We start from the raw sequence: 18,755 nt of genomic DNA on the forward strand, positions 1-18,755 counted from the left end.
TGCATTCGTTACACTCCGTAAAATCCCGCGCCTTAGTGTGATCCACCATTTTTATGCGCCTGAGCGAAATAATTATTCTGGATTTTGACCTTTCATAACAGGAAGCCAATGGAAAAGAAACTTGGCCTGAGTGCTCTGACTGCACTCGTTTTAAGCTCAATGCTGGGTGCAGGCGTATTCAGTTTGCCGCAGAATATGGCGGCCGTCGCCAGCCCTTCCGCGCTCATGATTGGCTGGGGCATTACGGGTGTCGGAATACTGCTGCTGGCCTTCGCCATGCTGCTGCTCACCCGCATTCGCCCGGACCTGGACGGCGGCATTTTCACCTATGCGCGTGAAGGTTTCGGCGAGCTGATTGGCTTCTGTTCCGCGTGGGGATACTGGCTGTGTGCGGTTATCGCCAACGTCTCCTATCTGGTTATTGTCTTCTCGGCGCTCAGTTTCTTTACCGATACGCCTGAGCTGCGCTTCTTTGGCGACGGGAACACCTGGCAGTCTATTGTGGGCGCCTCGGTGTTACTGTGGTTCGTCCACTGGCTGGTGTTGCGTGGCGTACAAACGGCCGCCAGCATCAACCTGGTGGCGACGCTGGCGAAACTGGTTCCGCTCGGCCTGTTTATCGTTCTGGCCTTTATTGCGTTCCGTCTGGACGTATTCAAACTTGATTTCAGCGGCGTTGCGCTGGGCGTTCCCGTCTGGGAGCAGGTGAAAAACACGATGCTGATTACCCTGTGGGTATTCATCGGCGTTGAAGGCGCGGTCGTGGTTTCTGCCCGGGCCCGGAATAAACGCGATGTGGGCCGCGCTACGCTGCTGGCCGTACTGGCTGCGCTCGGGGTCTATCTGCTGGTGACGCTGCTGTCGCTGGGCGTGGTGGCGCGTCCTGAGCTGGCTGAAATGCGTAACCCGTCAATGGCAGGCCTGATGGTGAAAATGCTCGGCCCCTGGGGCGATGTGGTGATTGCCGCAGGGCTGATCGTCTCCGTCTGCGGCGCTTACCTGAGCTGGACCATCATGGCGGCTGAAGTGCCGTTCCTGGCCGCGACGCACAAGGCGTTTCCACGCCTGTTTGCCCGTCAAAACCAAAACAGCGCGCCGTCGGCATCACTCTGGCTGACCAACATCAGCGTTCAGGTCTGTCTGGTGCTGATCTGGCTCACAGGTTCAGACTATAACACCCTGCTGACCATCGCCTCGGAGATGATTCTGGTACCCTATTTCTTAGTGGGTGCGTATCTGTTAAAAATTGCCACACGCCCGGCGCATTATGTCGTGGGTGTCGGAGCCTGTATTTACGGCCTGTGGTTGTTGTATGCTTCCGGACCTATGCATCTGCTGCTGTCGGTAGTGCTGTACGCACCGGGTCTGCTGGTGTTTATCTACGCCCGCCGCACGCATCAGCTGGAGAACGCGCTGAAACGCCGTGAGATGGCATTAATTGGACTGCTACTGGTTGCTGCCCTACCGGCAACCTGGATGTTAATGGGATAGCATCGCCTTTCCCATTGTTGAACTGTTAAGGAGAATACGATGGGAAATGCACCGCTTCGTCCAATACTGATTACCGGCGGAGGCCGCCGTATCGGCCTCGCCCTCGCCCATCACTTTCTCAACCTTCGCCATCCGGTCATTGTCAGCTACCGTACGGAATACCCTTCGATCGAAGGGTTACGCAAAGCCGGTGCTGTCTGCATTCAGGCTGATTTATCAACCGATGAAGGCATTCTTGCTTTCGCGGAAGAGGTGAAATCCACCACGACGGGGCTGCGCGCCGTGATCCATAACGCCAGCGCATGGCGTGCCGAAAAAACCGGGACGTCACTCAGCGAAACGCTCTCCGCCATGCTGCAGATCCACGTAAATGCCCCTTATCTGCTCAACCACGCCCTGCAGGATCTGCTGCGCGGTCACGGGCACGCTGCGGGCGATATTATTCACTTTACCGATTATGTGGTGGAGCGCGGAAGCGACAAGCACATCGCCTACGCGGCCAGCAAAGCCGCGCTGGATAACATGACGCGCTCGTTTGCCCGCAAGCTAGCGCCCGAGGTGAAGGTGAATGCCATCGCTCCGGCGATGATTTTGTTTAACGAAAACGATGATGCGGAGTATCGCCAGCAGGCGCTGAATAAGTCGCTCATGAAAATCGCCCCGGGCGAGAAAGAGGTCATCGACCTTGTGGATTACCTGCTCACCAGCTGCTACGTCACCGGCAGAACCTTTGCCGTGGACGGCGGCCGACCGCTGCGCTAGTGAAAGCGGCTCCAGAAGAAAATTAACACCCAGGCGCTGAGCCCCCAGCAGGCCACCGCCCCGCTCAGCGCCAGGGGAAGACGCAGAAAGCCGGTGAAATACCACAGCGAAAGCAGGTAGAGAAAGTACGGAATGATAGACCACATGCCAAACACGATGGTCGTGCGTAACGCTTCAGTGCCCCGTTCAGAAGCCACAATATAGTGAGCAATCAGCGCAAAGGTCGGAAACAGCGGGATTAGCCCGGCAATATAGTAGTTTTTCGTTTTTGCCAGAATGCCAATCAGTAACACCACCAGCGCGCCCAGCGCGGCTTTGATCACCAGCCCCATATTTTTCCCTGGAATAATCAACTCACAATATGAGCCAGAATAACGGAACCCGCGTTAATTTTGAAAGATTAATGGAAGGTTAAGGTTTCGCGGTGTATGTTGGCTTTTTTCACGAAAACAGACGCTGTATGAATAAGATTGTTTATGTTGAAGACGAACCCGAAGTCGGGCAACTGATCGCCGCCTATCTGGGTAAACATGATATGGACGTCATTGTTGAACCTCGCGGCGATCGTGCCGAAGAGGTGGTCGTCCGTGAAAACCCGGATCTGGTGCTGCTGGATATCATGTTGCCAGGCAAAGACGGCATGACGCTCTGCCGTGACCTGCGCGCCCAGTGGGAGGGACCTATCGTCCTGCTCACCTCACTGGACAGCGATATGAACCACATTTTGTCGCTGGAGATGGGTGCCAATGACTACATTCTGAAAACCACACCGCCTGCCGTCCTGCTTGCACGCCTGCGCCTGCATTTGCGCCAGCACGCCAGCATCGAACGCGAAGCGCCCGCGCCGTCGCTGACGCCGCACAAAGCGATGCGCTTCGGTACGCTGTCTATTGACCCCATTAACCGCCAGGTGCTGCTCTCTGGCGAGCTTATCGCCCTCTCCACCGCAGATTTTGACCTGCTGTGGGAGCTGGCAACGCACGCCGGGCAAATCATGGACCGCGACGCGCTGCTGAAAAACCTGCGTGGCGTGAGCTATGACGGAATGGACCGCAGCGTTGACGTGGCGATTTCGCGCCTGCGCAAAAAGCTGCAGGATAACGCTACCGAGCCCTACCGCATTAAAACCGTGCGTAATAAGGGTTACCTGTTTGCCCCACATGCGTGGGAAACCTGATCGCGTCTCCCGATAAGACAACCCGTTCGAAATGAAGGCATTGCGCGACGATGCCCTTCTTTCGCGCGTTTATTTTTACGTTTGCGCAACAATTGACTTGCTAAGCACGCGAACTATTCCATAATTAACTCTCGACTCTCCTTTTTTCAGCTCGCCCCGCTCTTGCGAACGTTTTACCCATTTTTACCGTGAAGCTCTCACGATACCTCTCCCATAAAATCTTGATATGAGGATTTAAGCCCATGAAATATGTATAGCTACAGTCAGGTAGAAGCCATCAAAACCAATCTTGAATGGATTGTTAATCAGGCAGCGCTTAGTCATTCCTCCCCCTCACGCGCCGATCGGAAAGCGCTCTTTGATCTCCTTGAACTCATCCAGTCTTACGAAATTCTTCTGGATTTAATTAACGAATTCGGGACCGATGTGATTGATATGCACATTGCGGAAGGACTGGCCGTAACGGAAACACTCATCGCCAAGGTAAAAAACAGCGCGAAAGCCATGTAATACGCTTCACAGACATGAAAATATCGACGGGTTTTCATGTATATTCTGCACAAAGCGTTTCTTCGGTGAGATCCAATGAAAAAGCTGTTTGTGCAGTTTTATCTTTTGCTGTTTGTCTGCTTCCTGGTCATGACCATGCTGGTCGGGCTGGTCTATAAATTCACCGCCGAACGTGCGGGCAGGCAGTCGCTGGACGATCTGATGAAAAGCTCGCTCTATCTGATGCGCAGCGAGCTGAGAGAGATCCCGCCGCACGACTGGGCGAAAACCCTCAAAGAGCTGGATCTGAACCTGTCGTTCGATTTACGCATCGAGCCGTTAAAAGATTTTGAGCTGGATCCGCCCGCCATGCAGCGCCTGCGCGACGGGGACATCGTCGCGCTGGATGAGAAATACACCTTTATCCAGCGTATTCCGCGCAGCCATTACGTGCTGGCCGTCGGGCCGGTGCCCTATCTCTATTATCTGCACCAGATGCGTCTGCTGGACATGGCGCTGATGGCCTTCATCGCCATTTCGCTCGCGTTTCCGGTCTTTATCTGGATGCGCCCCCACTGGCAGGACATGCTGAAGCTGGAATCCGCCGCGCAGCGTTTTGGCGAGGGTCATTTTACCGAACGCATCCACTTCGACAGCGGTTCCAGTTTTGAACGTCTGGGCGTGGCCTTTAACCAGATGGCCGATAACATCAATGCCCTGATCGCCAGTAAGAAGCAGCTGATCGACGGGATTGCGCACGAGCTGCGCACGCCGCTGGTCCGCCTGCGCTATCGTCTGGAGATGAGCGAGAATCTGACGGAAGCGGAGTCTCAGGCGCTTAACCGCGATATTGGCCAGCTTGAAGGGCTGATTGAGGAGCTGCTGACCTACGCGCGCCTCGATCGTCCGCAAAACGAACTGAACCTCAGCACGCCGGACCTGCCCGCCTGGCTGCAAACCCACATCGATGACGTTCAGAGCGTGAACCCGCAGCGCACGCTGTTAACGCGCGTCACGCCGGGTGATTACGGCGCGCTCGATATGCGCCTGATGGAGCGCGTGCTGGACAATCTGATGAACAACGCCATGCGCTACAGCGAAAGTACGCTACAGATCGGGCTGGATTTGCAGGGCAATCAGGCCAGCCTGACGGTGGAGGATGACGGGCCGGGGATCGCCCCGGAAGCGCGAGAAACCGTGTTTGAACCGTTTGTCCGCCTCGACCCCAGCCGCGATCGCGCCACCGGCGGATGCGGCCTGGGGCTGGCGATTGTCTACTCTATCGCGCAGGCGATGGGCGGCACGGTGCATTGTGAAGAGAGCGAGCTCGGCGGCGCGCGCTTCTGCTTTAGCTGGCCGGTGTACCATAACATCGCCCTTCCCGTCCCTGCCTGACCTCAACCGCACGCTGGCCTGACCCGGCGTGCTGTGCTATATGATAAGTATGTTGTAACTAATGAGAGCGCTTATGGCGACCTACGATCTCCTCGAAAGGCTGAACAGCACGTTTCGGGAAATAGAACACGAGCTCCTGACCCTGACCGAACGTTTACAGACCTGCCGCCTGTTGGCCGCGCGCGTCTTTACCCTGCCCGAGGTGGCTAAAGGGGCCGAGCACGACCCGCTGGACGCCATCGAGGTTGAACAGCACATCGGCAGCGCCGCCCTTGAGCTGGCGCTGAAGCACTATCGCCGCCTGTTTATCCAGCAGCAGTCAGAAAACCGCAGCAGTAAGGCGGCCGTGCGTCTGCCCGGCGTGATCTGCCTGCAAACCGATGCGACAACGCGCGACGCGCTGGAAAGCCAGATTACCCATATCAACACCCTGAAAGCGGCTTTTGAAAAGATCATCACCGAAGAGTCCGGTCTCGCCCCTGCCGCCCGGTTTGAATGGGTGCACCGCCAGCTTCCGGGGCTGATTACCCTGAACGCCTATCGCACGCTGACGGTACTGCGTCACCCCGCCACGCTGCGCTTCGGCTGGGCGAATAAGCACATCATTAAAAACTTCACCCGGGATGAGATTCTGGCGCAGCTGGAAAAAAGCCTTAAGACGCCGCGCACCGTCGCACCGTGGTCGCGTGAACAGTGGATTGAGCGCCTGGAGCAGGAGTACCACAGTATCGCCTCGCTGCCGGCGGACACGCGCCTCAAGATAAAGCGCCCGGTGAAGGTCCAGCCTATCGCCCGCGTCTGGTATTCCGGACAGCAAAAACAGGTTCAGTATGCCTGTCCGACGCCGCTGATTGCGCTGTATGATGCCGATCGGGGGGCCATCGTGCCGGATATTGGTGAGCTTTTGAATTACGATGCGGACAATGTCCAGCACCGTTACCGGCCTCAGGCGCAGCCGCTGCAGCTGATTATTCCGCGGCTGCACCTGTATGTGGCGGGTTGATTATTTCAGGCTGCCGACCATCGCCTCCGGGCGAACCCAGGCGTCGAACTCTGCCTCCGTGAGATAGCCCAGCGCCAGGGCGGAGGCTTTCAGCGTCAGCCCCTCTTTATGCGCTTTTTTAGCGATCTCGGCGGCCTTGTCGTAGCCGATATGGGTATTCAGCGCCGTCACCAGCATCAGGGATTCATTGAGCAACTGGCTGATACGCTCGCGATTCGGCTCAATGCCTACCGCACAGTGCTCGTTAAAGCTCTCCATCCCGTCCGCCAGCAGACGAATCGATTGCAGAACGTTGTGGATCACCATCGGGCGATAGACGTTCAGCTCGAAGTTGCCGGACGCACCGCCCAGGTTGACGGCCACGTCGTTGCCCAACACCTGGCAGCAGAGCATGGTCATGGCTTCGCACTGGGTCGGGTTGACTTTACCCGGCATGATAGAGCTGCCCGGCTCGTTTTCCGGAATACTGATTTCACCGATGCCGCAGCGCGGGCCCGAGGCCAGCCAGCGCACGTCGTTGGCGATTTTCATCAGCGAGGCCGCCAGCCCTTTCAGCGCGCCGTGGGTGTGGACCAGCGCATCGCAGGTCGCCAGCGCTTCAAACTTATTGGGCGCCGTAACGAACGGCTGTCCGGTGATGTTTGCCAGCTCCTCCGCCACGCGCACCGCGTATTCTGGATGGGTGTTTAACCCGGTCCCGACCGCCGTCCCGCCGAGCGCCAGCTCCGCCAGATGCGGCAGGCTGTAATCAATGTGCTTCAGGTTATGCTCCAGCATCGCCACCCAGCCGGAAATCTCCTGGCCGAGCGTCAGCGGCGTGGCGTCCTGCAGGTGCGTACGGCCAATTTTAACGATGTCGCGGAAGGCCTGCGCTTTCTCGTTGAGCGTGGTTTTGAGCACGTTAAGCTGCGGGATAAGCTGCTCGCGGATAGCAATCACCGCTGCCACGTGCATCGCCGTCGGGAAGACGTCGTTGGAACTCTGGCTTTTGTTGACGTCATCGTTCGGATGGACCTTACGCTCCATGCCGCGCACGCCGCCCAGCAGTTCGCTCGCCCGGTTCGCCAGCACTTCATTCATGTTCATGTTGCTTTGGGTGCCGGAACCGGTCTGCCAGATGGCGAGGGGGAACTCATCGGGATGCTTACCCGCCAGCACTTCGTCGGCGGCGTTGATGATGGCGCTCGCTTTGTCTGCCGTCAGCAGGCCTAAATCCTGGTTCACTTTAGCGGCTGCGCGTTTGGTGAGCGCCAGCGCCTGAATCAGCGAGACGGGCATTTTTTCGGTCGAGATACGGAAATGCTCAAGCGAACGCTGGGTTTGCGCGCCCCAAAGCTTGTCGGCCGGGACGTCGATGGCGCCCATCGAGTCTTTCTCATGGCGTACCGTGGTCATTACTTTCTCCTTGATAACAAAAGAGGGATTGCTCACATGCTTAAGGGATAAGTATTGATGACTTCTGAGAAACGATATGGCGCTTTGTGCGCTCTTATTGGTGTCGGGTGGCGCTGGCGCCACCCGACAATTTACAGAATTACTTCACGCACGCCGAACACTGGGACGACTGGATCTGTTTGAAGAAGTCGTTACCTTTGTCATCCACGAGGATGAACGCCGGGAAATCTTCCACTTCAATTTTCCAGATCGCTTCCATACCCAGTTCCGGGTATTCCACGCACTCCAGGCTCTTGATGCTGCCCTGCGCCAGCACCGCTGCCGGGCCGCCGATGCTGCCGAGGTAGAAGCCGCCGTGCTTGTGGCAGGCGTCCGTCACCTGCTGGCTACGGTTACCTTTCGCCAGCATGATCATGCTGCCGCCGTTGGCCTGCAGCTGGTCAACGTACGAGTCCATGCGGCCTGCCGTGGTCGGGCCTAACGAACCGGACGCGTAGCCCTCAGGCGTTTTCGCCGGGCCGGCGTAGTAGATCGGGTGATCTTTAATGTACTGCGGCAGCCCTTCGCCGTTGTCCAGACGCTCTTTCAGCTTCGCGTGCGCGATGTCGCGGCCCACGATAATCGTGCCGTTCAGGGAGAGACGGGTCGAAACCGGATACTGCGAAAGCTGCGCCAGAATCTCTTTCATCGGACGGTTCAGGTCGACGTGAACCGCTTCACCCTCACCCGCTTTACGCAGCTCTTCCGGAATGTATTTACCCGGGTTGTTTTCCAGCTTTTCGATCCACACGCCTTCGCGGTTGATCTTCGCCTTGATGTTACGATCCGCAGAGCAGGACACGCCCATCCCGACCGGACAGGAGGCTCCGTGACGCGGCAGACGGATCACGCGCACGTCGTGGGCAAAGTATTTGCCGCCAAACTGCGCCCCGAGGCCCAGGTTACGCGCCTCTTCCAGCAGTTCCTGTTCGAGCTGCACGTCGCGGAACGCCTGGCCGTGCTCGTTACCTTCGGTAGGCAGACCGTCATAGTATTTGGTTGAGGCCAGCTTGACGGTTTTCAGCGTGCTTTCAGCCGACGTACCGCCAATCACAAACGCGATATGGTACGGCGGGCACGCCGCGGTGCCGAGGGTGCGCATCTTCTCAACCAGGTAGTTCTTCAGCTTACCCGGGGTGAGCAGCGCTTTGGTTTCCTGATAGAGATAGGTTTTGTTGGCTGAACCGCCGCCCTTGGCGATGCAGAGGAATTTGTACTCGTCACCGTCGACGCTGTAGAGATCGATCTGTGCAGGCAGGTTGGTGCCGGTGTTGACCTCTTTGTACATATCCAGCGCCGCGTTTTGCGAGTAGCGCAGGTTATCTTCGGTGTAGGTGTTGTAGACGCCGTGCGCCAGGGCCGCTTCGTCACCGCCGCCGGTCCAGACGCGCTGGCCTTTTTTGCCGACGATGATCGCCGTGCCGGTGTCCTGACAGGTTGGCAGAACACCTTTCGCCGCGATGTCTGAGTTACGCAGGAACTGCAGGGCAACGTATTTATCGTTTTCGCTGGCCTGCGGGTCGCTCAGGATATCGGCAACCTGCTGCTGGTGCGCTGGGCGGAGCATAAACGAGGCGTCGTGGAAAGCGTGCTGCGCCAGCAGCGTCAGCGCCTGCGGTTCTACCTTGAGGATCTCTTGTCCTTCAAACTCAGAGACGGAGACGTGATCGCGGGTTAACAGGTAATACTCGGTGTGATCCTTACTGAGGGGGAAAGGATCCTGATAATGGAAGGGTTTATTCGACATTGGTCTCTCACTTACTGCTTCGGTCTGTTTATTCAGGGCAGATGTTCCGCTGCCCGGCTTAAAAGCGAGTCAGCTTATCCTACACAATTTTTTAACAAAAACTGAGACTAGTACGACTTTTTACATCCACAGGTTACTTCCATGAGGTTTATTGCTTTAATACCCGGAGTTAATTCCACAATTGAATCAGGGCTTGATAATGCAAAAACTCATTAACTCAGTGCAAAACTACGCCTGGGGAAGTAAAACTGCGTTAACGGATCTCTACGGTATCGCGAACCCGAACAACCTGCCGATGGCAGAACTGTGGATGGGGGCACACCCGAAGAGCAGCTCAAAAATTGAAGACGCCAGCGGCCAGGTACGCAGCCTGCGTGACGTAATTGATGCCGATAAAGCCGCGCTGCTAGGTGACAAGGTCGCTCAGCGCTTTGGCGAACTGCCGTTCCTGTTCAAGGTGCTGTGCGCCGACCAGCCGCTCTCCATCCAGGTTCACCCGAACAAGAAAGCCTCTGAAATCGGCTTTGCGAAAGAGAACGCGGCGGGTATCCCGTTAGACGCCGCCGAGCGTAACTACAAAGATCCTAACCACAAGCCGGAGCTGGTCTTTGCGCTGACCCCGTTCCTGGCGATGAACGCGTTCCGCGAGTTTTCAGAGATCGTTTCTCTGCTGCAACCGGTCGCGGGCGCCAACAAGGCTATCGCCCACTTCCTCGAAAACCCGAACGCAGACGCGCTGAGCCAGCTGTTTGCCAGCCTGCTGAATATGCAGGGTGAAGAGAAATCTCACGCGCTGGCGGTGCTGAAAGCAGCCCTGGGCAGCCAGCAGGGTGAACCGTGGGAGACCATCCGCCTGATTTCCGAATTCTACCCGGACGACAGCGGCCTGTTCTCTCCTCTGCTGCTGAACGTGGTGAAGCTGAACCCGGGCGAAGCGATGTTCCTGTTCGCTGAAACCCCGCACGCCTACCTTCAGGGCGTGGCGCTGGAGGTGATGGCCAATTCCGATAACGTGCTGCGCGCGGGCCTGACGCCGAAATACATCGACATCCCTGAGCTGGTTGCCAACGTGAAGTTCGTGGCGAAACCTGCCGCGGAGCTGCTGACTCAGCCGGTGAAAAACGGCGCAGAGCTGGACTTCCCGATTCCGGTTGAAGATTTTGCCTTCTCCCTGCACGACCTGAACCCGGCCGAAACCGCCATCGCGCAGGAGAGCGCGGCAATCCTGTTCTGCGTGGAGGGCGAAGCGACGCTGCGCAAAGGCGAACAGCGTCTGGTGCTTAAGCCCGGTGAGTCAGCATTCGTTGCAGCCAATGAGTCTCCGGTTAGCGTAAGCGGCACTGGTCGTCTGGCGCGCGTTTTCAATAAGCTTTAAGCACTTACTGAATTTTTTAACAACTCTTGCTAAGCTAGTTGCAGGCTTAATATCTCCAGGCGGTTTTTACCGCCTGGTTTCATTTTAGGGATAGTCGCAATGAAAAAATCGGTCGTAGCGGTTGGAGTGATTGTAGCGTTAGGCGTGGTCTGGACGGGTGCCTCCTGGTTTACCGGGAAACAGCTGGAAGGCCGTCTGGCTGAGATGGTGGCGCAGGCTAACGGAGAGATTACGCGCAGCGCGCCGGAGGCGGGCCTTGAGCTGAGCTACCAGAACTATCATCGCGGCGTGTTTACCAGCCGTATGCAGCTGGTGGTGAAGCCGGTTGCCGGTGCTGAAAACGGCTGGCTGAAACCGGGCCAGAGCGTGGTGCTGGACGAGGTGGTGAGCCACGGTCCGCTGCCGCTGGCGCAGCTGAAGTCCTTTAACCTGATCCCGTCGATGGCGTCCGTTCATACCGTACTGGTGAATAACGACGTCACCAAACCGCTGTTTGACCTGGCGAAGAATGAATCGCCTTTCGACATTAATACCCGAATTAGCTATGCCGGTGACACAAGTTCCGACATTGCCCTGAAAGCGCTGAACTACGAGAAAGAGAATGAGAAAGTCGCCTTCAGCGGCGGCCACTTTAAACTCGATGCTGACCGCGACGGAAACGTGTTCTCCCTGACGGGTGAAGCGGAAAGTGGCCTGGTCAATGCCGTGAACGAATATAACCAAAAGGTTCAGCTCACCTTCAGCAACCTGAAAGCCGACGGCAACAGCCGAATGACCGATTTCCAGGAGCGTATCGGCGATCAAAAACTGTCTCTCGACAAGGTTGCCATTGCGGTTGAAGGAAAAGAGATGGCCGTGCTGGAAGGCATGGACGTCAACGGCAAATCCGACGTTTCCAAAGACGGTAAGAGCATCAACACCCAGTTGGACTACACGCTGAAAAGCCTGAAAGTGCAGAATCAGGATCTGGGCACCGGCAAACTGTCGCTGAAGATCGGCAATATCGACGGCCAGGCGTGGCACGAGTTTAGCCAGAAATACAGCAAAGAGAGCCAGGCGCTGCTGACCGATGCCGCGCTGCAGCAGAACCCTGAGGTGTACCAGCAGCAGGCGATGGCGGTACTGTTCAACAACCTGCCTATCCTGCTGAAAGGCGAGCCGGTGGTAACCGTCGCGCCGCTGAGCTGGAAAAACAGCAAAGGCGAAACCAGCTTCAACCTGTCTCTGTTCCTGAAAGATCCGGCAGCCGCAACGGGTGAACCGCAGACGCTGGCGCAGGAAGTGGATCGCAGCGTGAAGTCGCTCGACAGCAAGCTGACCATCCCGATGGATATGGCGACCGAGTTTATGACCCAGATTGCGAAGCTGGAAGGCTACGGCGATGAGGATGCAGGCAAGCTGGCAAACCAGCAGGTGAAAGGTCTGGCGGCAATGGGCCAGATGTTCCGCATCACCAAAGTGGAAAACAACACCATTTCCACCAGCCTGCAGTACGCCAACGGCCAGGTAACGCTCAACGGCGACAAGATGCCGCTGGAAGACTTTGTCGGCATGTTTGGTATGCCAACGCTGGGGATGCCGGAACCGGCAGCACCGGCAGCACCGGCGGCACCGGCGGCACCGGCGGCACCGCAGCAGTAAACGTCAAAACCCCTCGTATGAGGGGTTTTTTATTGCCGGGTGGCGCTGACGCTTACCCGGCCTACGATCCCGAGCCTTTGTAGGCCCGTGCAAGCGCAGCGCCGCCGGGCGTGACCTCAGTGCTGCAGATAAGGTTCTCTGATAAAGTCAGCCAGGAGATAAACCAGGTCATGCAATAAGCCAGCAAGTTCTTGCGAGACAGCACTTGCCAGAGTCTGGCTCAACAATGCCTGATTAAGTGCCTGAGCATATCCCACCAGCATCGCAGTATCTTGCCAGCAATCCGGAATACAGGATTGCGCAGGTAACCCGGTGCTCAGTCGCTCAACCAGATGAGGCGGTAGATCTGCATCGCATCGGTTTTTTAGCTCATCGAGAGTAAAAGCCAGACGGCCACACAGCGCTAAGCGCTCTGCTTTGTCGTGGGTTTCCAGCAGCACGTTAACAAAAGCGCAGCAGCAATCCGTCAGTTCGAAGAGATCCAGCGTTGAGGGTATCGGCAGGTCAAGAAGTTGGCAGGCAATACTGTCAGTGGAATGAGGGTTAGCAAGGGTTGGGATTGTAGCCATATGGCAGCCTCCGTGTGATGTTTTAAGGCCACCGTCTAAGTTTCCACGCTCAGAGGGTGGCGGCGCTGACAGGGGTGGAAACTGAATCACACGGTCTTCAGCCAGCCTTTCGACTGCCCTATCAGCGCCACCGTTGATTTTACAAGGATATGCGCTGCCCCGACACTAAAACTGTGTCGTCGTATGATAGATCAGGTTTCCACGCCTGACTGCGGAATTTGCCGCAGTGGGGGCAACTTATACTGAATGGAAAATTTAAGGAACTAATTTTATGTATCTGCACAGGATTTATCAAATTTATGCGAGCATGATTCCAAAAAAGGAAGTCGTGCATTCGATAACACTTCCATCCAAAATATATTATAAATTGCAATACACCCTATAATTAAAAAACCCAAATTCAAACTTTTATACACTCACCCATCATTTTGGGGTTTGTATTGTGTAACTTTGATCACATAGTATTCTCTTTATATCAGCACTTGGTATATTTAATATTTCCTCAGCCAATTCAAAGTCAAGTGGCACAGTTCTTTTTTGCAAGTTCTTCACTAACTCTGACTCATTTTTGTATCCTTGAACCATTTTATAATATTTAGATTTATCCTTCCCGATTAGCTGACTTGCAGTTTCAGGAAAATTCCTTAAGAAGTCATTTACCGAGATCGTTAAGTTATCAATCATGTTAATGATAATTTCAGTTAACTCTATGTATTTATGCAAATCTACAGAATTGACATTAGAGAGTATCTCGTCCACGCTAAAGGATTTACGTTCGTATTCACGAGCCAAGCTATCTTTTATTTTATAATCATAAGAATTCCGTTCCTGAATAACCTTATCTAACTGATTAAATTGATCTTGCACTGACACGTATGATGAGATACTTAACCACGATTTATTTTTAATGCTTATATCATCTGTCATTATAACTTGAAGAAGATGCTCATAATTAAGATTTAACGGTGAGAATGAATAGATCATTTGCGGTACTGCAATAGTGCGTTGCAATGGATGTTCAGATAAATTATTTGCATAATTTCCCTTGAGACTTAATAATGTCCCCTGCATATTCTGAAAGCCCAATATTGTCTTGTTGACAGTATCTATCTTAAGCTTATTTGTAAGAAATTTATCCTGCCATCTATAACCAGACTTAGCACTCAAGTAAGCAACAGCGGCTGAGAGCAAAAGCGTTAAAAATGGCATAATATAATCTTTAGCCCAATCGATATTATTAACCTGCTTTACTATTTCTTTAGTTTCCTTCACGGAATCGGATAGATGATTGATAGCTATAACAATAGAAAAAAGATCTGGGCTGGGCATAGAATCCCTCCATAAGAGTTAGCATCATTATATAAAAGTAATGACTTATGAATATATCATTTATTCCACTTAAGCGCAGCACATAAGAATCATGCATATAAGATATAATAAATAGCAGATAGTACTATTACACATAATTTCTAGCCGGGTGACGGCTACGCCTTACCCGGCCTACGATCCCGAGCCTTTGTAGGCCCGTGCAAGCGAAGCGCCGCCGGGCGATGTGCAGCGGAGATTACTTCACCGTCACCAGCCGCGCCGCCACAATCTGGTGCCCGGCCTGCACATCCGTATTGTCGATGCGCTGCATGATCCTGTCCGCCAGGGTGTAGCCCATCTCCCGGGCAGGAGTTGTAGCCCAGACGATCGGCAGGTCGTCGAGCGCGTTTTCACCGACGTCGGCGAACGCCCCGAGCGCCACCTGGTGGCCGAAGAAGGTTTCCACCCCGCCCTCGCCGCCTTGACGCCCGGCGCGGATCAGACCAAACCAGGCGCCCATGGCAATCACATCGTTGTAGCAAATCACGGCGCTGATCGTCGGACTGCTTCGCAGCAGCGCGCCTATCGCTTCCGCCGCTTTCTTCTGGCTGGATTCACACTCCACCACCCATTCGCTGTGGAACGGCAGGCCGTATTTAATCAGCGTCGCGCAGTAGCCGCCTACCCGCTCGGCCCGTGTCAGGGACGAGCTTTTACCGCCCAGCCAGGCAATGCGCTGATGCCCGCGACGAATAAGATGCTCGGTCAACATTTGCGCGGCCTGCATGTTATCCGGGCGCAGCGTATCGGCCTCGTCCAGGTAGCTGGCGCGCGAAGCAAACACCAGCGGCACGCCTTTCGCGGCGGCACGCTCGCACAGTTCGCTGCCCACGCCCGACGCTCCGGCGACGATCACCCCGTCAACCCCCTGGTTCAGCAGCATATCGAGTCGGGAGAGAAGCTGATCGGCCTCGCGACCGCCGTGCAGCAGAAAGACCATTCGTCCCTGCGCTTCAAGCGCTTCGGTTAACCCGGCGGTCAGCTCCGCATAGAAGGGTGACGTCAGGTCGCGAACAATGAGGCCAATCACCCCGCTTTGCCCGCCGCGCAGCGCCGACGCCTGGCGGTTACGCACAAAGCCCAGCTGTTCAACCGCCTCGTTCACCCGCTGACCTGTTGCAGGAGAGATGCGCCCTTTCCCGCTTAGCACCAGAGAAACGGTGCTGACGGAAACGCCCGCCGCCAGCGCGACATCGTTGATGGTGATTTTTTTCGCTACAGCCATGTGTCAGCGTGACTCCCTAAAATGAGATCGGTAAAACGTTTTATCAATACGTTATCTTTATACTACCAGTCAAAGCCTGAGAATGTGATTTAGCGCGCACTAAACTTTGATAAAACGTTTTATCTTCTCGCAGCATTGAAGCAGACAAACTGATTTTAACAATAAAGGAGTCGTTTTATGACGGCGAAAGCAGCACAAAAAATATCGCTGTGGGAATTTTTCCAGCAACTGGGTAAAACCTTTATGCTGCCCGTGGCACTCCTCTCGTTCTGCGGGATCATGCTCGGGATCGGCAGCTCGCTAAGCAGTAAAGACGTCATCACGCTGATCCCGTTCCTCGGTACCCCGGTGCTGCAGGCGATCTTCATCTGGATGAGTAAAGTCGGCTCCTTTGCGTTTAGCTTCCTGCCCGTCATGTTCTGTATTGCTATCCCGCTGGGTCTGGCCCGTGAAAACAAAGGCGTCGCGGCGTTTGCCGGTTTTGTGGGTTACGCGGTGATGAACCTGGCGGTTAACTTCTGGCTGACAGCGAAAGGCATTCTGCCAACCACCGACGCTGCCGTGCTGAAAGCCAACAACATTCAGAGCGTGATTGGCATCCAGTCTATTGATACCGGGATCCTCGGTGCAGTGATCGCGGGTGTGATTATCTGGATGCTGCACGAGCGCTTCCACAATATCCGCCTGCCGGATGCCCTGGCCTTCTTCGGCGGTACCCGCTTCGTGCCGATTATCACCCTGGTGGTGATGGGCCTGTTTGGTTTGATCATTCCGCTGATCTGGCCGGTCTTTGCGATGGGGATCAACGGCATTGGCCGCATCATCAACGGCGCGGGAGATTTTGGTCCGATGATCTTCGGCACCGGCGAGCGTCTGCTCCTGCCGTTTGGCCTGCAGCATATCCTGGTGGCCCTGATTCGCTTCACCGAAGCGGGCGGTACGATGGAGGTGTGCGGTCACGACGTGAGCGGTGCGCTGACCATCTTCCAGGCGCAGCTGAGCTGCCCGACCACCCACGGCTTCTCCGAAAGCGCCACCCGCTTCCTGTCTCAGGGTAAAATGCCTGCCTTCCTCGGCGGCCTGCCGGGTGCCGCGCTGGCGATGTACCACTGCGCGCGCCCGGAAAACCGTCATAAAATTAAAGGCCTGCTGATTTCCGGCGTCATTGCCTGCGTCGTGGGCGGTACCACCGAGCCAATCGAATTCCTGTTCCTGTTCGTCGCACCGGTGCTGTACCTCATCCACGCGGTGCTGACCGGTCTGGGCTTTACCGTGATGGCGGTGCTGGGCGTGACCATCGGCAACACCGACGGCAACGTGATCGACTTCGTTGTGTTCGGGATCCTGCACGGCCTGTCCACCAAGTGGTATCTGGTGCCGGTCGTGGCGGCTATCTGGTTTGCGGTGTATTACGGCATCTTCCGCTTCGCCATCACCCGCTTTAACCTGAAAACGCCTGGCCGCGATGTTGATACGGCGAGCAGCGTTGAACAGGCGGTTGCCGGGACCGTGGGCAAATCCGGCTATAACACCCCGGCCATTCTGGCGGCGCTGGGCGGTGCGGATAACATCACCTCTCTGGACAACTGTATTACCCGCCTGCGTCTGTCGGTGGCGGATATGTCAAAAGTGGATACCAACGCCCTGAAAGCCAACCGGGCCATCGGCGTGGTACAGTTAAATCAGCACAATTTGCAGGTGGTTATCGGCCCGCAGGTGCAGTCGGTGAAGGATGAGCTGGCTACCCTGATGCGAACAGTAGAAGCCTGATGCCTCAGCCCCCTCTCATGAGGGGGTTTTACTTTAAGGATTAACGTCATGTTTGATTTTTCTACCGTCGTGGATCGACACGGCACCTGGTGTACGCAGTGGGACTACGTCGCCGACCGCTTTGGCGCGGCCGACCTGCTGCCCTTCACCATCTCGGATATGGATTTCGCCACCGCACCCTGCATTACCGACGCGCTGCATCAGCGCATCAATCACGGCGTGTTGGGCTACAGCCGCTGGAAGAACGATGAGTTTCTCGCCGCCGTCGCGCACTGGTTCCAGCAGCGCTTTAACAGCCAGATTGAGACCGAATCGATCGTTTATGGCCCTTCCGTCATATATATGGTCTCTGAGTTGATTCGTCTCTGGTCAAACCCCGGCGACGGCGTGGTGGTACACACCCCGGCATACGATGCGTTTTACAAAGCCATTGAAGGCAATGCGCGTCATGTGGTGCCCGTCGAGATGGAAAAGCATGCCGCTGGCTGGCAGGGAAATATGGCTGCGCTGGAAGCGGCCCTCGCGAAACCTGAAAACAAAATTTTGCTGCTGTGCAGCCCGCAAAACCCGACCGGCAAGGTCTGGACGCGGGAGGAGCTGACGCAGATGGCTGAACTGTGCGCACGCTATGACGTGGCGGTTATCAGCGATGAAATACACATGGATATGGTGTGGGGAGAGCATCGTCACACGCCGTGGAACGCGGTGGCGCGCGGCAAATGGGCGCTTCTCACCTCTGGGTCGAAAAGTTTTAATATTCCGGCGCTGACGGGCGCTTACGGCCTGATTGGCGATGAGGAGAGCCGTAACGGTTATCTCAGCGCGCTAAAAGGCCGGGACGGCCTCTCTTCCCCTTCCGTGCTGGCGCTGACGGCGCATATCGCCGCCTATCAGCAGGGAGCGCCGTGGCTGGATGCCCTGCGGGGTTATCTGGAAGAGAATTTGTTGTATATCGCGCAGGAAGTAAACAGCGCTTTTCCGAAACTGAACTGGCAGCCGCCGGAAGCGACCTATCTGGCCTGGATTGACCTGCGCCCGCTGAATATTGACGACCGGACGCTGCAAAAAGTGCTGATCGAGCAGCAAAAGGTCGCCATCATGCCGGGATATACCTACGGCAAAGAGGGAAATGGCTTTGTTCGCCTGAATGCGGGCTGCCCGCGCAGCAAGCTGGAACAAGGCGTTCAACGCCTCATTGCCGGGATTAACGCACTCCTGTAATCAATTTGCGCAACGGAATATTCCCTTGCGCAAATAGCTTTTTACCCCGTTTTGTTTTTATAATATGGCGCACTTTAACCAGAAAAGA

16 protein-coding genes are annotated in these 18,755 nt (G+C 55.6%); 10 read left to right on the plus strand and 6 right to left on the minus strand.

Annotation, left to right across the window (positions count from 1 at the left end; genetic code table 11):
* Nucleotides 1-108 precede the first annotated feature (108 nt).
* Both KIF87_RS08270 and folM read left to right on the plus strand, forming a co-directional pair.
* Nucleotides 109-1,491 (plus strand): amino acid permease, encoded by a 1,383-nt coding sequence (locus KIF87_RS08270; RefSeq protein WP_032657670.1) that lies wholly within the window; start codon nt 109-111, stop codon nt 1,489-1,491.
* 39 nt (nt 1,492-1,530) lie between these two features.
* Nucleotides 1,531-2,253, plus strand: coding sequence for a dihydromonapterin reductase (gene folM / locus KIF87_RS08275; RefSeq protein ID WP_213328465.1), 723 nt, complete (start codon nt 1,531-1,533; stop codon nt 2,251-2,253).
* On the opposite strand, the gene KIF87_RS08280 is transcribed toward folM, so the two are convergent.
* A complete protein-coding gene (locus KIF87_RS08280) occupies nt 2,250-2,585 on the minus strand; it encodes a GlpM family protein (protein ID WP_047647949.1) in 336 nt (111 codons plus the stop codon). The genes folM and KIF87_RS08280 overlap by 4 nt on opposite strands.
* A gap of 128 nt (nt 2,586-2,713) precedes the next feature.
* Here KIF87_RS08280 and rstA point away from each other — a divergent pair, with 128 nt between their 5' ends.
* The 4 genes from rstA (at nt 2,714) to tus (ending at nt 6,317) form a co-directional block, all read left to right on the plus strand.
* Nucleotides 2,714-3,430 (plus strand): two-component system response regulator RstA, encoded by a 717-nt coding sequence (gene rstA / locus KIF87_RS08285; protein WP_063143057.1) that lies wholly within the window; start codon nt 2,714-2,716, stop codon nt 3,428-3,430.
* 249 nt (nt 3,431-3,679) lie between these two features.
* Nucleotides 3,680-3,940, plus strand: a complete 261-nt coding sequence (locus KIF87_RS08290) for a hypothetical protein (RefSeq protein ID WP_213328466.1) — start codon at nt 3,680-3,682, stop codon at nt 3,938-3,940.
* A 75-nt stretch (nt 3,941-4,015) separates the two neighbouring features.
* A complete protein-coding gene (rstB, locus tag KIF87_RS08295; RefSeq protein ID WP_047647993.1) occupies nt 4,016-5,314 on the plus strand; it encodes a two-component system sensor histidine kinase RstB in 1,299 nt (432 codons plus the stop codon).
* A 73-nt stretch (nt 5,315-5,387) separates the two neighbouring features.
* Nucleotides 5,388-6,317: a DNA replication terminus site-binding protein gene (gene tus, locus KIF87_RS08300; RefSeq protein ID WP_213328467.1), complete on the plus strand. Its 930-nt coding sequence runs from the start codon at nt 5,388-5,390 to the stop codon at nt 6,315-6,317.
* Here the strand turns inward: tus and fumC are convergent, their stop codons facing one another.
* Both fumC and fumA read right to left on the minus strand, forming a co-directional pair.
* Nucleotides 6,318-7,712, minus strand: a complete 1,395-nt coding sequence (gene fumC / locus KIF87_RS08305; RefSeq protein WP_213328468.1) for a class II fumarate hydratase — start codon at nt 7,710-7,712, stop codon at nt 6,318-6,320. It lies immediately after the preceding gene.
* 139 nt (nt 7,713-7,851) lie between these two features.
* A complete protein-coding gene (gene fumA, locus KIF87_RS08310; RefSeq protein ID WP_063142989.1) occupies nt 7,852-9,498 on the minus strand; it encodes a class I fumarate hydratase FumA in 1,647 nt (548 codons plus the stop codon).
* Nucleotides 9,499-9,697: 199 nt separating this feature from the next.
* Between fumA and manA the strand changes: the two genes are divergently transcribed.
* Both manA and KIF87_RS08320 read left to right on the plus strand, forming a co-directional pair.
* On the plus strand, nt 9,698-10,873 hold the full coding sequence (gene manA / locus KIF87_RS08315) for a mannose-6-phosphate isomerase (protein WP_213328469.1): 1,176 nt from the start codon (nt 9,698-9,700) through the stop codon (nt 10,871-10,873).
* Nucleotides 10,874-10,972: 99 nt separating this feature from the next.
* Nucleotides 10,973-12,514, plus strand: a complete 1,542-nt coding sequence (locus tag KIF87_RS08320; RefSeq protein ID WP_213328470.1) for a YdgA family protein — start codon at nt 10,973-10,975, stop codon at nt 12,512-12,514.
* A 116-nt stretch (nt 12,515-12,630) separates the two neighbouring features.
* On the opposite strand, the gene KIF87_RS08325 is transcribed toward KIF87_RS08320, so the two are convergent.
* The 3 genes from KIF87_RS08325 to KIF87_RS08335 all read right to left on the minus strand — a co-directional run bounded on the left by KIF87_RS08325 (nt 12,631) and on the right by KIF87_RS08335 (nt 15,676).
* A complete protein-coding gene (locus KIF87_RS08325; RefSeq protein WP_213328471.1) occupies nt 12,631-13,083 on the minus strand; it encodes a hypothetical protein in 453 nt (150 codons plus the stop codon).
* A gap of 423 nt (nt 13,084-13,506) precedes the next feature.
* Nucleotides 13,507-14,412, minus strand: a complete 906-nt coding sequence (locus KIF87_RS08330; protein ID WP_213328472.1) for a hypothetical protein — start codon at nt 14,410-14,412, stop codon at nt 13,507-13,509.
* A 235-nt stretch (nt 14,413-14,647) separates the two neighbouring features.
* Nucleotides 14,648-15,676, minus strand: a complete 1,029-nt coding sequence (locus KIF87_RS08335) for a Mal regulon transcriptional regulator MalI (protein ID WP_121423508.1) — start codon at nt 15,674-15,676, stop codon at nt 14,648-14,650.
* 177 nt (nt 15,677-15,853) lie between these two features.
* Between KIF87_RS08335 and malX the strand changes: the two genes are divergently transcribed.
* Both malX and KIF87_RS08345 read left to right on the plus strand, forming a co-directional pair.
* Nucleotides 15,854-17,446: a maltose/glucose-specific PTS transporter subunit IIBC gene (gene malX / locus KIF87_RS08340; RefSeq protein WP_213328473.1), complete on the plus strand. Its 1,593-nt coding sequence runs from the start codon at nt 15,854-15,856 to the stop codon at nt 17,444-17,446.
* A gap of 48 nt (nt 17,447-17,494) precedes the next feature.
* The gene (locus KIF87_RS08345; RefSeq protein ID WP_213328474.1) at nt 17,495-18,667 is read left to right on the plus strand and encodes a MalY/PatB family protein; all 1,173 of its coding nucleotides are present in this window, start codon (nt 17,495-17,497) and stop codon (nt 18,665-18,667) included.
* Nucleotides 18,668-18,755: the final 88 nt, after the last annotated feature.

Origin of the sequence: Enterobacter sp. 120016, from assembly GCF_018383635.1 — a bacterium.
Taxonomy (GTDB): Bacteria; Pseudomonadota; Gammaproteobacteria; order Enterobacterales; family Enterobacteriaceae; genus Enterobacter; species Enterobacter asburiae_D.

Excerpts from the sequence above, each read along its gene's own strand:
- tus (WP_213328467.1), top strand. The coding sequence starts at position 5,388 with ATGGCGACCTACGATCTCCTCGAAAGGCTGAACAGCACGTTTCGGGAA.
- folM (WP_213328465.1), top strand. The coding sequence starts at position 1,531 with ATGGGAAATGCACCGCTTCGTCCAATACTGATTACCGGCGGAGGCCGC.
- rstB (WP_047647993.1), top strand. The coding sequence starts at position 4,016 with ATGAAAAAGCTGTTTGTGCAGTTTTATCTTTTGCTGTTTGTCTGCTTC.
- KIF87_RS08320 (WP_213328470.1), top strand. The coding sequence starts at position 10,973 with ATGAAAAAATCGGTCGTAGCGGTTGGAGTGATTGTAGCGTTAGGCGTG.
- KIF87_RS08345 (WP_213328474.1), top strand. The coding sequence starts at position 17,495 with ATGTTTGATTTTTCTACCGTCGTGGATCGACACGGCACCTGGTGTACG.
- manA (WP_213328469.1), top strand. The coding sequence starts at position 9,698 with ATGCAAAAACTCATTAACTCAGTGCAAAACTACGCCTGGGGAAGTAAA.
- KIF87_RS08290 (WP_213328466.1), top strand. The coding sequence starts at position 3,680 with ATGTATAGCTACAGTCAGGTAGAAGCCATCAAAACCAATCTTGAATGG.
- KIF87_RS08325 (WP_213328471.1), bottom strand. The coding sequence starts at position 13,083 with ATGGCTACAATCCCAACCCTTGCTAACCCTCATTCCACTGACAGTATT.
- fumA (WP_063142989.1), bottom strand. The coding sequence starts at position 9,498 with ATGTCGAATAAACCCTTCCATTATCAGGATCCTTTCCCCCTCAGTAAG.
- KIF87_RS08280 (WP_047647949.1), bottom strand. The coding sequence starts at position 2,585 with ATGGGGCTGGTGATCAAAGCCGCGCTGGGCGCGCTGGTGGTGTTACTG.
- KIF87_RS08330 (WP_213328472.1), bottom strand. The coding sequence starts at position 14,412 with ATGCCCAGCCCAGATCTTTTTTCTATTGTTATAGCTATCAATCATCTA.
- rstA (WP_063143057.1), top strand. The coding sequence starts at position 2,714 with ATGAATAAGATTGTTTATGTTGAAGACGAACCCGAAGTCGGGCAACTG.
- malX (WP_213328473.1), top strand. The coding sequence starts at position 15,854 with ATGACGGCGAAAGCAGCACAAAAAATATCGCTGTGGGAATTTTTCCAG.
- KIF87_RS08335 (WP_121423508.1), bottom strand. The coding sequence starts at position 15,676 with ATGGCTGTAGCGAAAAAAATCACCATCAACGATGTCGCGCTGGCGGCG.
- fumC (WP_213328468.1), bottom strand. The coding sequence starts at position 7,712 with ATGACCACGGTACGCCATGAGAAAGACTCGATGGGCGCCATCGACGTC.
- KIF87_RS08270 (WP_032657670.1), top strand. The coding sequence starts at position 109 with ATGGAAAAGAAACTTGGCCTGAGTGCTCTGACTGCACTCGTTTTAAGC.